Origin of the sequence: Rheinheimera marina (assembly GCF_042654345.1) — a bacterium.
Classification (GTDB): domain Bacteria; phylum Pseudomonadota; class Gammaproteobacteria; order Enterobacterales; family Alteromonadaceae; genus Pararheinheimera; species Pararheinheimera marina.
Genome location: NZ_JBHSGB010000006.1, coordinates 456,080 through 469,421 on the forward strand (window position 1 = coordinate 456,080; position 13,342 = coordinate 469,421).

12 protein-coding genes are annotated in these 13,342 nt (G+C 54.5%); 4 read left to right on the forward strand and 8 right to left on the reverse strand.

Annotation, left to right across the window (positions count from 1 at the left end):
* The first annotated feature begins 1 nt into the window (after position 1).
* Positions 2 to 1,051 carry an alkene reductase gene (locus ACFO3I_RS08130; RefSeq protein ID WP_377333196.1) on the forward strand — a complete coding sequence of 350 codons (1,050 nt, stop codon included), beginning with the start codon at positions 2 to 4 and terminating at the stop codon, positions 1,049 to 1,051.
* A 56-nt stretch (positions 1,052 to 1,107) separates the two neighbouring features.
* Here ACFO3I_RS08130 and ACFO3I_RS08135 read toward each other — a convergent pair whose 3' ends face one another.
* Entirely contained in the window at positions 1,108 to 3,174 is a 2,067-nt protein-coding gene (locus tag ACFO3I_RS08135; RefSeq protein ID WP_377333198.1) for a TonB-dependent receptor, read from the reverse strand.
* Between the two features lie 207 nt (positions 3,175 to 3,381).
* Entirely contained in the window at positions 3,382 to 5,610 is a 2,229-nt protein-coding gene (locus ACFO3I_RS08140; RefSeq protein ID WP_377333199.1) for a S46 family peptidase, read from the reverse strand.
* 164 nt (positions 5,611 to 5,774) lie between these two features.
* On the opposite strand from ACFO3I_RS08140, the gene ACFO3I_RS08145 reads away from it, so the two are divergent.
* A complete protein-coding gene (locus tag ACFO3I_RS08145) occupies positions 5,775 to 6,710 on the forward strand; it encodes a hypothetical protein (protein WP_377333201.1) in 936 nt (311 codons plus the stop codon).
* Between the two features lie 42 nt (positions 6,711 to 6,752).
* Here ACFO3I_RS08145 and ACFO3I_RS08150 read toward each other — a convergent pair whose 3' ends face one another.
* Positions 6,753 to 8,345 (reverse strand): peptide MFS transporter, encoded by a 1,593-nt coding sequence (locus ACFO3I_RS08150; protein WP_377333203.1) that lies wholly within the window; start codon positions 8,343 to 8,345, stop codon positions 6,753 to 6,755.
* 286 nt (positions 8,346 to 8,631) lie between these two features.
* Between ACFO3I_RS08150 and ACFO3I_RS08155 the strand changes: the two genes are divergently transcribed.
* The gene (locus tag ACFO3I_RS08155; protein WP_377333205.1) at positions 8,632 to 9,042 is read left to right on the forward strand and encodes a YccF domain-containing protein; all 411 of its coding nucleotides are present in this window, start codon (positions 8,632 to 8,634) and stop codon (positions 9,040 to 9,042) included.
* On the opposite strand, the gene ACFO3I_RS08160 is transcribed toward ACFO3I_RS08155, so the two are convergent.
* On the reverse strand, positions 9,039 to 9,224 hold the full coding sequence (locus ACFO3I_RS08160) for an oxidoreductase-like domain-containing protein (protein ID WP_377333207.1): 186 nt from the start codon (positions 9,222 to 9,224) through the stop codon (positions 9,039 to 9,041). The two genes, ACFO3I_RS08155 and ACFO3I_RS08160, sit on opposite strands and share 4 nt — an antisense overlap.
* Between ACFO3I_RS08160 and ACFO3I_RS08165 the strand changes: the two genes are divergently transcribed.
* Positions 9,223 to 9,645, forward strand: a complete 423-nt coding sequence (locus ACFO3I_RS08165) for an MGMT family protein (protein WP_377333209.1) — start codon at positions 9,223 to 9,225, stop codon at positions 9,643 to 9,645. The two genes, ACFO3I_RS08160 and ACFO3I_RS08165, sit on opposite strands and share 2 nt — an antisense overlap.
* A gap of 26 nt (positions 9,646 to 9,671) precedes the next feature.
* Here ACFO3I_RS08165 and ACFO3I_RS08170 read toward each other — a convergent pair whose 3' ends face one another.
* Genes ACFO3I_RS08170 through ACFO3I_RS08185 form a run of 4 tightly spaced genes read right to left on the reverse strand, consistent with a single transcriptional unit; the run spans position 9,672 to position 13,268 of the window.
* Entirely contained in the window at positions 9,672 to 10,382 is a 711-nt protein-coding gene (locus ACFO3I_RS08170; RefSeq protein ID WP_377333211.1) for a ZIP family metal transporter, read from the reverse strand.
* 45 nt (positions 10,383 to 10,427) lie between these two features.
* Positions 10,428 to 11,135, reverse strand: a complete 708-nt coding sequence (locus ACFO3I_RS08175; RefSeq protein WP_377333213.1) for a 2'-5' RNA ligase family protein — start codon at positions 11,133 to 11,135, stop codon at positions 10,428 to 10,430.
* Entirely contained in the window at positions 11,135 to 12,016 is an 882-nt protein-coding gene (locus ACFO3I_RS08180; protein ID WP_377333215.1) for a DMT family transporter, read from the reverse strand. Before ACFO3I_RS08180 ends, ACFO3I_RS08175 begins: the two co-directional genes overlap by 1 nt.
* Positions 12,017 to 12,065: 49 nt before the next feature.
* Positions 12,066 to 13,268, reverse strand: a complete 1,203-nt coding sequence (locus ACFO3I_RS08185) for an MFS transporter (RefSeq protein WP_377333217.1) — start codon at positions 13,266 to 13,268, stop codon at positions 12,066 to 12,068.
* Positions 13,269 to 13,342: the final 74 nt, after the last annotated feature.

Here is a 13,342-nt window from a genome sequence, read left to right on the forward strand (position 1 = left end):
TATGACCACTATTTTTGACCCTGTCACCCTGGGTGATTTAACCCTGAAAAACCGTATTGTGATGGCGCCTTTAACCCGCAGCCGTGCCAGCGAAGGCCGGGTGCCGAATGCACTGATGGCGGAGTACTATGCCCAGCGCTCAGGCGCAGGTCTGATCCTGACGGAAGCCACCTCGGTGACTCCGATGGGGGTCGGATACCCGGACACCCCAGGCATTTGGTCAGCCGAACAAACCCAGGGCTGGAAAGCCATCACCGAAGCTGTGCATGCCAACAACAGCCGGATCTTTTTACAGCTGTGGCATGTTGGCCGTATTTCCGACCCGCTGTATTTAAACGGTGAGTTGCCAGTTGCGCCCAGCGCGATCAAACCAGCTGGCCATGTCAGCCTGGTTCGGCCAATCAAAGATTTTGTCACCCCACGCGCTTTAAGGCTGGAAGAACTTGCTCAGGTGGTAGCGGACTACAAACAAGGCGCCATCAATGCCAAAGCGGCAGGCTTTGACGGCGTGCATGTGCATGGTGCCAATGGTTACCTGCTCGACCAGTTCTTGCAGGATTCCACCAATAAGCGTGACGACCAGTACGGCGGTTCCATTGAAAACCGCGCCCGCCTGCTGCTGGAAGTGGTGGACGCTTGTATTGACGTCTGGGGCAAAGACCGGGTGGCGGTGCATCTGTCACCACGGATGGACGCACATGACATGGGCGACTCCACGCCAGCTGACACCTTTGGTTACGTGGCGCAGCAGTTAGGTCAACGTGGTATTGCCTTTATTTCCACCCGCGAGCATGCGGCTGACGACAGCCTGACACCAACCCTGAAGCAAGCCTTTGGTGGCCCGGTGATTGCCAATGAAGGTTTTAACAAAGAGCTTGCTAATCAATGGATTGCCGCAGGCAAAGCCGATGCCATCGCCTTTGGTGTGCCTTTTATTGCCAACCCGGATCTGCCAAAACGGCTGGAGCTGGATGCGCCGCTGAATGCAGCCCGCCCTGAGCTGTTTTACGCCAAAGGCGCTGAAGGTTATACCGACTACCCGACGCTGTAAGCGACAACACGCAACCCCTGCGCTCTGAACGGCGCCGGGGTTGCCAGCCATAGCGGTTAATAGCGGTAACTCACTGTGGCTCTTACACTTCTGGGTTCAACCGGGTGATAATGCAAATCCTCCACGCCTTCTTCAGCTTCACCTGGCAGCCGTGAGCTGTACCAGTAATCAATGTCATGGTCGTAGCTGTTTAGCAGATTCAGCACGTCAAGCTTTAGATCCCAGCCCGTCAGACGGTAGCCCAGCGACAGATTGACCAGGCTGGTGGCGTCTGCTTCATGCTGCTTTGCACTGTCAAGAATGCGTTTACCCAGATAACGCAGCCTGGCACTGGCATAAAAGCCTGAGTCGGCCGGCTGGTAGGTCACGCCTGCGCTCGCGACCCAAGGCACTGAACCATCCACGTAGCGGCCTTCTCCGGCCTCATCCTGACGAAAGCGGGCACTGGTCCAGGCAACTTCTGCATCCAGACTCAGTCTGGGGTTGAGCCAGAGATAGGAAGCCAGTTCCAGTCCGTGGCGCCGTGACGCCCGGCTGGGTTCAGTGCTGCCTGCATCTCCGACATACAACAGCTCCGAATCAAAATCCAAAGTCCAGAACGCGGCGGAGAAATTAATCCAGTCCGCGTCGTAATAACGCAGCCCGGCTTCAGCGCCTTCTGAGCGCACCAGCAGGTCAACCGGGCTGACTGCTTCACCGCTGAGCGGGTCCACATGAATGGTGGCGCCCCGAATATCATTGGAGTGAAAGCCCTGCCCCAGACTGCCATAGAGCTCAACATTGTCGCTGAGCAAATAGGACAAGCCGCCTTTGAAACTCAAAATCCCGTCGTCGCTGCGGCCACTGTTCAGCGCCGTATCGCTCTGAACCTCACCGGAAAAATAGTCATAACGCAGGCCCAGACGCAAGGTCAGCCACTCATTCAGTTCGGCTTCCAGATTGCTGAACAGCCCATTGGATAGCTCGTTGACGGCATCGTCACGCACTGTGCCTGTGTACACACCTGCATTGGTGGTGTTCAGCGCCACTTTGCCAATATCGTCAAAGCGCAGCTCGTTGCCGAGGCTCAGCTCGGCCCGAACCTCGTCCAGCCACAAATGCCAGTGCCGGCTTAATTGACCACCCCAAACCTGACGCTGATCCAGCTGTTCAAACTGGTCACCGGCCAGCGGGTCGTTCAGCAGATAAGTAAAATCTGACAACAGGCGCAGTCTGGATTGGATCAAATAAGCGCTGGCCGACCAGTCATCGTCCTGATAATTTGCAGAGAGGCTGTACCTGCTGCTGTCGCCCCCCAAGCCGGTATCCAGTGAGCCATAGCGGTCAATCAGCCCGCTTTGTACCGCCCGTAAGGGAATTTGGTCGGCCGATTGCCATTGGTTGTCATACGCCATCAGGCTGACCGACAACTGCCCGGCGCCCACTGTCGTCAGGTACCTGGTCAGCCAATTGAGTTTATGCACGTCTTCATCCACATCAGTCCAGGGACCAGCGTAGGTTTGGAACTCTGCAGCATACAGCAGCCGCTCTCCCTGCCATTGCTGCTGCGCCGTCGCCAGGTAACGCTGGTAACCATAGCTACCCAGCGTCAGGCCCAGCTGCGGCGCGGCCAGTTGGTCGGCCAGGCTGATGCGGGCTGAACCCGAGCTGGCAAAATCACCGGCTCCGGCATCATAAGGCCCTTTGGCGTAGCTGATTTGCCCAACCAGTTCAGGAATTAAGAAATTCACATCGGTGTAACCCTGACCATGGCCGTGGCTGCGCATATTGACCGGCATACCATCGACATAGGTGGCGAAATCGGTGCCGTGGTCCAGGTTAAAACCCCGCAGAAAATACTGGTTGGCTTTGCCGGAGCCGCTGTGCTGTGTGACGATCATGCCGGGCACAAACTCCATAATTTCGCCGGTACGGGACAATGGCCGCAGCGCAATTTCTTCGGCAGACACCAGGCCCTGTGAGGCTGAGCTGCTAAGCCCAAGCAGATTCTGCTTACGGCCATAGACGCTGATTTGTTCTATCGCGTAATCCATCTGGCCTGTTGGGTCTGCCTTCACCGGCAACCACAGACTTGCCGCGACCAAACCACATGCCAGCCCTACTTTGTTGTACAACCTATTCATCTGAACCAGGACCCTGAAACGACTGCTGCGCACCCTAACCAATAGCCGCGGCGAATACAAACCCCGGCAGCCTAAAGTTCGTTAAAGTGGTCTGATAGCCAGACCAATGCAAACCGAGCCTTATAATGCAAACCGAGCCTTATGATGCGGAAAAAAAACGCCAGCCTGATCAGGCTGGCGTTTGTCATGTTGCTGAGTGTACAGTGCTTAACGCACTATGGTCATTTCACTGAGCAGATTGTCAGCACCATCGACATCCTGCATCATCCACAGCATAAAACGGATATCGACATGAATAGCCCGGGTAATTTCCGGGTTGAAGTACCAGTCTTTGGTAATAGATTCATAGGTTGAATCGAAATTCAGACCGACCAGCTCGCCGCGGGCGTTCATCACGGCTGAACCTGAGTTACCACCTGTGGTGTCAGCACTGGACAGGAAGTTCACCGGCACTGAGTTAAAGGCGGTTTTCTTTGCTTGCGGGCAGGTAAAAATGCCGCAGTACCAGGGGCTTTCGGTGCTCGCCGCTAAATCAGCGTAAAAATAGCCGTCGGTTTTACCCTGGTTGTAGGCATCCACCAGCTTTTGCGGCAGGTTAAACGGGTACTCCGCCTGACGTTTAGCAATCATGCCTTTGACCGAGGTAAAGGGTGTTTTGTAAACGCCGTCTTTGGCCGGGTAACCATCCACAGTACCATAGGTAATACGCAGCGTACTGTTGGCATCCGGGTACACAGGTTTACCCTGCTCTTTGTTGTAGGCAATGATGGCCTGCATATAAGCCGGACGCACTACAGCAATCTGGCCTTTTAACTCTTTGTCCTGCAACTCCAGCGCTTTGTTTTTGCCGGCAATGGCTACCGCCAGACGAATAAAGGCGTCGTCGCTTTGCTCAAAGGCTTCAGCCTTTTGACCTAACCAGGCCAACCGGCCTTCAGTGCTGGCCAGCTTGCTTTGCGCATACAGCTTTTGCAGCAGCACTTTAATTTGCGCCTGCGTCATACCGGCGGTTAAACCTAAAGCGGCGTCCAGTTCAGCCACCCGCACCGCTTCCGGCTGAGCGGCGTATTCAGCCAGTTGCTCTGACCAAAGTTCGATATCCATGGCCTCTGCATAACTTTTTTCCAGCCGGGCCAGCCGGGCTTTAATCATCGGCAAGTCACGGTCCTGGTAACCCATTTCGCGTTCAGCATCTGGCTTTTGCTGCTCTTGCGCCAGCCGGTACAGCGTGCTGGCCGCGTTTAATAAATCGCTGCGTTTGGCATTTTCAAAATAATAGGTTTGCTGAGTAAAGGTCTGCTCAGCGTCGACCACCTTAGCCAGCTCCAGCAATGCCTGCTGGTAGGACGCACGGGATGGGTCCGCCTTAATCCACTGGTTCAGTTGCTGCTCACGCTCCAGCTTAATGGCGTGAATGTCGGTCACTTTAAAGCCATCCAGCAAGCCCTGCAGTTTCTTCATCCTGTTGTTATGGCTTTTCACCACAGAGGCGTATTTCACTTTCAGCTCGCCGTCGGCAGCACCTAAACGGTCGATGCTGTTGATCATCTGCTGATACGTTTTCACCATGGCCGGGTATTGCCAGTCAGCGGCAAAGGCAATTTCATCCGCCAGCCGGTAACGGCTGGTCTGGCCCGGGTAACCGGCCAATAAGATGCCGTCGCCTTCACGCACACCAGAGGCATTCACTTTTAAGAAGCTTGTTGGCTGGTAAGGCACGTTATCTTCGGCATAAGGTGCTGGTTTGCCGTCTTTGCCGACATAACCACGCAGGAAGGTGTAATCACCGGTATGGCGTGGGTATTCGAAGTTATCGATGTCGCCACCAAAATTACCAACCGACTCGCTTGGTGCGTACACCAGACGCACATCCTGCAGCATCAGCTGTTTAATCTGGAAGTACTGCAGACCATGGTGAAAGCTCACTACAGAACAGCGGTAATTCGGGTCGGCTTCACAGGCTTTAATCAGGTTCTTGCGCGCCATTTCAATGGCTTCATAACGTTCAGCGCCGGTCAGGCCAGCCAGGCTTGCCGTGACTTGCTCGGTCACATCCAGCACCTGTTCGGTAATGTACAAACGCTCCTGCGGCCCGGCTGGTAATTCTTCTTTTAACGTTTTAGCCAGAAAGCCTTTTTCAATCAGGTTGTTGTCTTTGGTGGAGTTGTTCTGAATGGCGTTATAACCACAGTGGTGATTCGTCACCACCAGGCCCTGGCCAGAGACAAAAGACGCTGAGCAGTAGCCCAGGCTGACAATGGCGTTCATTGGGTACTGGCTTAAATCGGCCAGTTGTTTACCTGGAATTTCGATGCCGGCTTTGCTGAGCTCTGTTTGTAATTCAGCCAGTTGGTAAGGTTGCCACTGACCTTCGTCTGCCTGCACAGACAAAGCCGTAGCCACAGCCAAAGCTGCAGTCACTAATGCGTATTTCATGGGGACCTGTGATTGTTTTTGTTGCGGTGCGCCGATTATCCACGCTTTGCCGTCCAACGCAACCGCAAGGGGGTAAGGCGCATGGCACAGAAGATAATTTTACTCAGCCTAATTTACCCAATCAGATCAACATGCTAACAATAAGCCTCGTTCAAGGAGTGACCATGTTTAATCTGAGTTCTATCGTCGAAAAATTCCGGCCTTTGCACCTGGCGCAGCGCTTTTATCTGCTGGCCACCTTGAGCCTGCTGGCTTTCCTGCTTAGCATGGCCAAAGCCAGTGTGCTGATCCAGCTGTTTGCGCTGTGTCTGCTCGCCGCCACCGCTATTGAAATGTGGCAACGTTTTGCTGTTTGGTGGCACAGCCTGCTGGGCAAGGCACTCATCCTGGTGTTTTACGCCGTCGTGCTGAATTTCTCATTTGCATATGCCGAGTCGATGGTCAATTCAGTGCTCGGGATCCGGCCCGATGTGGTGCCTTACACTGTCAACCTGGCGGCCTTGCTGCTGGCGCCAGCCTGGGCCCTGATTGGCAGCATGCTGGTGCTGCAACTCTATACCACCTTGCATGTCAGTAAAGTGATGTTGCTCGCCATGTTGCGCCCTTTTGGCCTGCGTGCCCGGCATATTTTACCGGACGAACCTTACCCGGGCTGGACCCTGTGTGCCCGCATTATTTACCTGCCGGTGGTCAGCGTATTTTTGCTGATGGCACTGGCCAGCTATTTCAGTGGGAAACCGGGAGAGCTGTTTAGTGACGGTAGCACTGTGCTGGAACTGGATGCCGAGCAGAAACGCCCTGAAACCGCTTTAGGTCAAAAACAACAAATCAATGTACTGGGCGGCGAAGGGCCACTTTTGCCAACCATGCTGTGGCTAAACAAAGTACTGGCGACCTTTAACTACCAGATAGAAAGCTTAGGTGCGTCCAGTTGCACGCTGACAGCCCCCACCCATCTGGTGCATATCAATGACTTTGAGGTGCTGCTGATCACCCCGGACTCAAAAGCTGAGCTGGGGTATCGTTATGAAGTCGCGCTCTGCCAGTCACCGGCTTTTGGTCACAACAAATCCAATCCGAAAACAGCAGAATTGCCATAAAAAAAGCCAGCATCGCTGGCTTTTTCGTTAAAGGGGTAACCCTTAATGGCCTTGGGCCAGTTTAATCTGCCGGTTCAGTACCGGAGTTAATACAAACATCAGCACGCCACAGGCCACACCAATCCAGCCTAAGGTGGCGAATACATCGGCATAAATACCCAGTGCAGTTTCAGTGCTGGTGCCTGCCGGCATCGACGCCAGGGTACCAAAACGGCCAGCCAGCATTTCACCAAAGGCTGATGCCAGGAACCAGACGCCCATCATCAGGCTGACTACACGTGGCACCGATAAGGTGGTCACTGCGGACAGACCAATAGGCGACAGCGCCATTTCACCAATTTCCAGTACCAGGTAGGCCAGAATAAACCACCAGAAACCGGCCAGACCATTGGCTTCCGGGTTCAGGGCGGCGTACTGCAGCACAAAGTGGGCTAAACCGGCAAACAGCAAACCAAAACCAAACTTGGCCGACGCCGACGGGTTCCAGCCGTTGCGATCCAGCACAGGCCAGAGCCAGGCAAAAGGAATGGCTAAGGCAAAAATAAACAGCGCCCCCACAGCGGTCAGCTGTGACGCATTGGGTGTAAAGTCAGTCAGGCCAAGATTAAAGGTGTAGCTGTTCATCACCCGGTCTGAGAACGCCAGCCAGGTGCCGTAGGTTTGTTCGTACAGACCCCAGAACACCGCAGAGATAGCAATCAGCACCATCAGGACAATCATATTGGCGCGCTCAGCTTTGCTGCACTCGACAAAAATAAACTTAAACCACCAAATCAGCAGGCCTATGCTCATCGCAATAGCCACCACTTCAGTGGCGGTAATTTCAGTGCCTTCGGCCAGGCCGAGCAGTGCAGCCAGTGCACCAAAGTCAAAACGGGTTTGCAGAATTTGTTGCACCAGGGCCACACCGGCCACAGCGCTTAGGTAAATCAGCCATTCGCGCTTGATACCAAAACGTTTTTGCTGCAGTAATTCTGGTTGGCCTGGTTCTGCCTGGCCATGCAAGTGTTTGCTGTTGCTGACAAAAACCGCCAGGCCCAGCAATAAACCAATACCAGCCGAACCAAAACCATATTCCCAGCCGTATTCAATACCCACCCAGCCAACAAACAGGCTGGAGATAAAAGCCCCCAGGTTAATGCCCATATAGAAAATGGTGAACGCCGAATCGCGGCGCGGGTCATCGTCTGCATACAAACGGCCAACAATAGTGGAGATATTCGGCTTTAAAAAGCCAACCCCAACCGCCACCAGCGCCAGTGATAAATACATCACCTGCACTGCCAGTGCGTCGACACCGGCGTCCACTGTGGCGGCATGGCCTTTATACGCCATGCCCAGCATACCGACCGCCATCATGGCGCCACCAAAGGTCACCGCTTTGCGCATCCCCAGGTATTTGTCGGCCAGCAAGCCCCCAACCACAGGCAAGGCATAAGCCAGACCGGCGTAAGTGCCAAGCAGAATGTAACCGTCGTTATCGGAAAATAAATGGTGTTTGGTCAGGTAGAGAAACAGCAGCGCCTTTAAACCATAAAAAGCAAAACGCTCCCACATTTCGGTAAAAAAACAGATATAGAGCCCTAAAGGGTGTCCAAGCAGCTCACGCTGTCCGGCCAGATGGTTGGTTGTCATAAAGCATCCGCGTTGTTGTCTGTTGTTATGCGTCACCAGTATGCAGCTAAGAGGCTGGATCTGGTTAGTCAGGGTCTGTCTGTGCAAACCGGTCCGGTATTAAACCCAATGCTCAGTCTGGCAGCAAATATATTTACCCTTCGCTTTAGTCAAAATCACCAGCTATTGGTAAAAACCATCATTAGCTCGTCAGCTAAAAATATCTAACCACATGATTTATAAATAATTACCAAGCTGGCATTAAAGTTGAAACGCTATAGATAGCAATGAAAAAAAGGAGACAACAATGAGCCTGCTGCGACTGATATTTAACCTGCTGTGGTTTGTGATGGGTGGTTTTGTGATGGGTCTGGCCTGGTGGCTGGTGGGGTTACTGTGTTTTATCAGTATTGTGTTTATCCCCTTTGGCCGCGCCTGCTTTGTGATTGGTGAAATGGCGTTCTGGCCTTTTGGCAATGAACATGTCAACCGGGAGCGCCTGAACCGGGTGGCTGATATTGGCACTGGCCCTTTGGGTGTGCTGGGTAATGTGATCTGGCTGGTGTTTGCTGGCTTCTGGCTGGCGTTGGGCCACCTGTTTCATGCCATCGCCTGCATTGTCACTATTATTGGCATTCCGTTTGGTCTGGCCCATTTGAAACTGGCCACCCTGACCCTGATGCCGATTGGCCGTACTGTGGTGAATAAAGCCTGTTAAGACTCGCCCTGCTCTGCGCAGGCCTGGCCATACAAACGCCAGGCCTGTTGTTCGGCGCGGTAATAATCCCAGACACAAGGGCAACAGCTGCCACTGCCACAGCAGTCGCTGCTATCCGGTGCGACCGGCTCTTCGTCCGGTACTTTCACTTTGATCTCACCAATCTGTACGTACTTGTTCATGCAAAAACCTTCAGAGCAAAAATCGCTGGGCAAAAACGGCGCAGAGTGTAGCATAAGCCGCAGTGATTCTTTAAAACCCAGCCCCATGAACGAAAAACAGCAGCGAATTTGGCAAACCGTATTACAGATCCCAAGCGGAAAAATTGCCAGCTACGGGCAAATTGCTGATTTAGCCGGTTTACCAGGCAGGGCCCGGCTGGTCGGTAAAGTGCTGGGGCTGGCACCTGAGGCCATGCAATTGCCCTGGTACCGGGTGATGCGCAGTGGTGGCCAACTGGCCTTTGCCGCCGGCACCCCCAATGCATTGGCACAGCAGCAACTGTTGCTGGCGGAGGGTGTCGTGGTACGTCATGGTCGGGTGGCCAAAGAGTTCTGGTGGCAACCGGATTTAGCTGAATTGCTGTTTAAGCTGCAGTACTGACCCGCTCTGCAGTCGCACCGTCAGAGTTAGCTGTACATATAGCCCAGCATACCAAGCATAAAACCAGCCACAGCTCCCAGTGGGGGCGACCAGTGCTGTTTCAACCGGACTTGTGGCGCAATGTCCTGAAACACTGAATACAAAATGCCGCCCGCTGCCAGCAGCATAATGCCCCCTAACATGGCCGGATGCTCAGCCAGCACAAAGTAACCAATCAGGCCAGCCACAGGCCCCAACAAGGCCATCAGCGTAAAACTGACACAAATGGCAAAGGCCGAATGCTGCTTGCTCTGGCGAATTTCCCGAAACGCATTAAAGCCCTCAGGAATATTTTGCAGCGTGATCAATAACGCCAGTAAGAAAGCATGAGGCCCGCCAGCGGCCAGACTGGCCCCCAGCGCCATCGATTCGGGCAAAAAATCCGCCAGCATGGCCGTCAGCTGACTGGCCGGGCTCTGCTGGCGGGCTAACCAGATATCCAGCGCCATAAACAGCAGAGCCCCACCGATAAAACAGCAGCAGGCCAACCAGGGAGAAAGTTCAGCGATCCCTTCAGGTACCAGCACCAATGCAACGGCCGACAATAAAGCGCCACCACCAAACGCCATCACGCTGTGACGCAGTTCCAGCTCCAGCCAGTGCGACTGCAGGTGTTCAAACCTGGCCAGCAAAGCACCTGCCGGCATCGCCAGGCCAGCAATCAGGGTCAGTAGCAAAAGTTGTGTTAAATCAGACATAAAGCCAAAACCATCTTCCATAACGAGCATCAACTCAGTGCCTGATTAGCCTAATGCCAGACGCTGCAGCAGTACAGTGTTTTGCTGGCGTTGGTACCAGTCATTGCCCACCAGTTCCAGTTCATCTATGGTGCACTGACCAAAGTCACAGTGACGCAGTGCGTCCAGGTGTTTCAGCAATGGCCCGGGCTGTGCCGGACTCTGACTAAACCTGAGCACCGTCAGGTGAGCGGTCTGTAACGGATAACGCTGGTCAATCGAATGACGCAAGCCGCTTTGGCCAAACAGCTGACGTAGCCGCTCGCGCAGCTGGTTTAAACCGGCGTCTGCAAAAAAGCCCTGCACCAGCACCGACGAGGCCGATGCGGTAATGCCTGAAAACTTCAGCTGCAAGGGCCCGCTGTCGGCCAGCGCCTGGCGGATCAGCGCGATGTAGGGCTCTGGTTGGATCTCGGCAAGGCGAAACCCCGCCACACAGGAAATCAGTGACAGTACCGTCAGATGAATATCGCTGGCCGGATACAGATACTGCCGCGGGTCCAGCTGCTGTAACGGCACCAGTTGTTGCAGAATTTGCTGTTTCACCTTAGTTGAGGGCCTGGCCAGCAGTGTGATCCCATAGCGATAGTCGGCCTTGCCCTGTAAATAAGGGTCAGTATCAAACTGCTGCAACGCAAACTTCGCCCTGGCCTGCTGCCACATGGCATCGTAATGCTGTTGCAGTTCAGCTCTGCTGCTTAACATCTGCGGCATTAATGAAAAGCTTTAGAGCGTAACAACCAGCGCAGTGGCAACTGAGAGGCTAACATGCCGAGCAGCATCAGGCTGCAGCCCAGTACTGCCCTGCCGCCTAATTCTTCACCCAATAACAGCACACCACCAATGGCAGCAAATACAGTTTCCAGGCTGAGAATAATGGCGGCATGGGCCGGGTGCGCGTGTTTTTGCGCCAGCACCTGCAAGGTGTAAGCAATACCGACAGACACCACACCGGAGAATAACAAGGGTTGCCAGGCGGCCAGCGCCTGAGCTGCGCTTGGGGTTTCGATGCTAAGTGCAACGACGGAGCTCAGCAGGCCGCAAACCACAAACTGCAGGCAGGCCAGCAATATAGGCGGCACCTTTTTGGTGTAGTGGTCAATACAAAGCAAATGCGCGGCCCAGAATAAAGCGCCAATCAGCTGCAGCAAATCCCCCAGGTTCACGGTGAAATTATCACCGACGCTTAGCAGATACAGGCCGCTGATCGCAATCACAGCGCCGAGCCAGGTATTGGCATTGGTGCGATGGCCCAGCAGCAACCCCAGTACCGGCACCAGCACCATATAGAGACCAGTAATAAAACCGGCATTGGCCGCGCTGGTATACAGCAGACCCACCTGTTGCAACGACGCCGCGACAAAGAGCACTGCACCGACCGGCAAGGCGGCCCACAACAAGGCTTTTTTATCGTAATCACCCAAGCGGCCGGTTTTTTTATACCAAAATATCAGTGGCAGCAGGCTGCAGGCACCAATCAGAAAACGCAGCGCATTAAAGGCGTAGGGCTCCAGATGGTCCATGCCCAGGCGCTGTGCGACAAACCCCAGGCCCCAGATGCCGGCGGCCAGTAATAACATCAGATTGGCTTGCACTTATTCTCTCCGCCTGAAGCTATCAGGCCAGGTATTAACGTCTATGCGCTCAGGTTACTGAGCTTTTAGCAGCAAAACAATCGGCATAACCCGCCGGATTAAAACGCCCCGCCATCCACAGCACCAGCAGGCAGACCAGTGCCAGTACCAGCCAGCTCAGGCTGAAACTCTGGGTCAGGTCACGGATAAGACCGGCCACTAAAGGCGAAAATGCCGCCAGCGTATAACCAACCGCCTGCACAAAAGCCGTCAGGCTGGCCGCCTGCTGCGCGTCTTTGCGATGGTCCATCGCGACAATCAAAGACAACGGAAACAACCCACCTATGCCCAAGCCGAGCAATGCAGCCCACAGCCAGGCCGCTGCTGGCCAGAGCACCAGACCAGCAAAGCCTGCCAGCATCAACAGCGCCAGCGCTAACAGCACAGGTCGACGGTCATACAACCGGCTGGCCAGCATAGGGCTGACAATGCCCGACAACACTTCCATGCTGATCATAAAGCCCAATAACAGTCCGGCTTTTGGCTCAGGCCAACCCAGTTCAACATAATAAGCTGGCAACCAGGCCAACACGCAGGTAAAAGCGCAAGTAACCAGGCCAAAAAACCAGGCCAAAGTCCAGCCGCGGCGATACTTACGGTACCCCAAAGGGTTCTGGCCCGAACCTGGCGCCGCCAGCTGACGCAGCCCTGAACGCTGTGAAAACCAGGCCAGCAACGCCAGCACGGACAACAGCGCCCAGCCGCCAAGCGCCAGACGCCAGCTTTGCAATGCCTCAGCCAGATAGGCACTGAGCGAAGCCGCCAGTGCGGCCCCGGCAATAATGGCGGAGATATACCAGCCCATCACCAGCGCAGCATGGCTGGCAAAACGCTGTTTGATCACCGCAGGCGCCACCGCCTGCACCATTGCGATGCCGAGGCCGGACACCACAGCAGTCAGGATCAGATCCCAGACGCTGGCGCTCCAGAGCCGGATTAAAGTGGCCAGCCCAATGGCCGCTGCAGCCCAGAAAATCAGCAGGTAAGGCCCCAGTTTTTGCGCAAAATAATGCGCGCACAAAATACCCAAGCCCATCGCCAGCACCGGCAACATGGTCAGCAATGACGCCAGGCTAAAGCTAAAAGGCAGCTCCTGCTGAATAAAAGGCAATACAGGGCCTATCGCGGCCATCGACGGCCGTAACGTCAGTGCCAACACCAACAATGCGAGGATCAATCCCAGTTGAGATACTGGGCGTAAGGACGAATTCATAACACCTCCGGGGAGCAGGGCGCGCACTTTACCACAAATTTGCAACATGCTGAGCTGCAGCAGATCCGGCTTGC

Bases quoted from the DNA above. Each gene is read 5' to 3' on its own strand.
- ACFO3I_RS08175 (WP_377333213.1), bottom strand. From the start codon at position 11,135: ATGCCGCAGATGTTAAGCAGCAGAGCTGAACTGCAACAGCATTACGAT.
- ACFO3I_RS08135 (WP_377333198.1), bottom strand. From the start codon at position 3,174: ATGAATAGGTTGTACAACAAAGTAGGGCTGGCATGTGGTTTGGTCGCG.
- ACFO3I_RS08150 (WP_377333203.1), bottom strand. From the start codon at position 8,345: ATGACAACCAACCATCTGGCCGGACAGCGTGAGCTGCTTGGACACCCT.
- ACFO3I_RS08155 (WP_377333205.1), top strand. From the start codon at position 8,632: ATGAGCCTGCTGCGACTGATATTTAACCTGCTGTGGTTTGTGATGGGT.
- ACFO3I_RS08145 (WP_377333201.1), top strand. From the start codon at position 5,775: ATGTTTAATCTGAGTTCTATCGTCGAAAAATTCCGGCCTTTGCACCTG.
- ACFO3I_RS08130 (WP_377333196.1), top strand. From the start codon at position 2: ATGACCACTATTTTTGACCCTGTCACCCTGGGTGATTTAACCCTGAAA.
- ACFO3I_RS08185 (WP_377333217.1), bottom strand. From the start codon at position 13,268: ATGAATTCGTCCTTACGCCCAGTATCTCAACTGGGATTGATCCTCGCA.
- ACFO3I_RS08165 (WP_377333209.1), top strand. From the start codon at position 9,223: ATGCAAAAACCTTCAGAGCAAAAATCGCTGGGCAAAAACGGCGCAGAG.
- ACFO3I_RS08160 (WP_377333207.1), bottom strand. From the start codon at position 9,224: ATGAACAAGTACGTACAGATTGGTGAGATCAAAGTGAAAGTACCGGAC.
- ACFO3I_RS08140 (WP_377333199.1), bottom strand. From the start codon at position 5,610: ATGAAATACGCATTAGTGACTGCAGCTTTGGCTGTGGCTACGGCTTTG.
- ACFO3I_RS08170 (WP_377333211.1), bottom strand. From the start codon at position 10,382: ATGTCTGATTTAACACAACTTTTGCTACTGACCCTGATTGCTGGCCTG.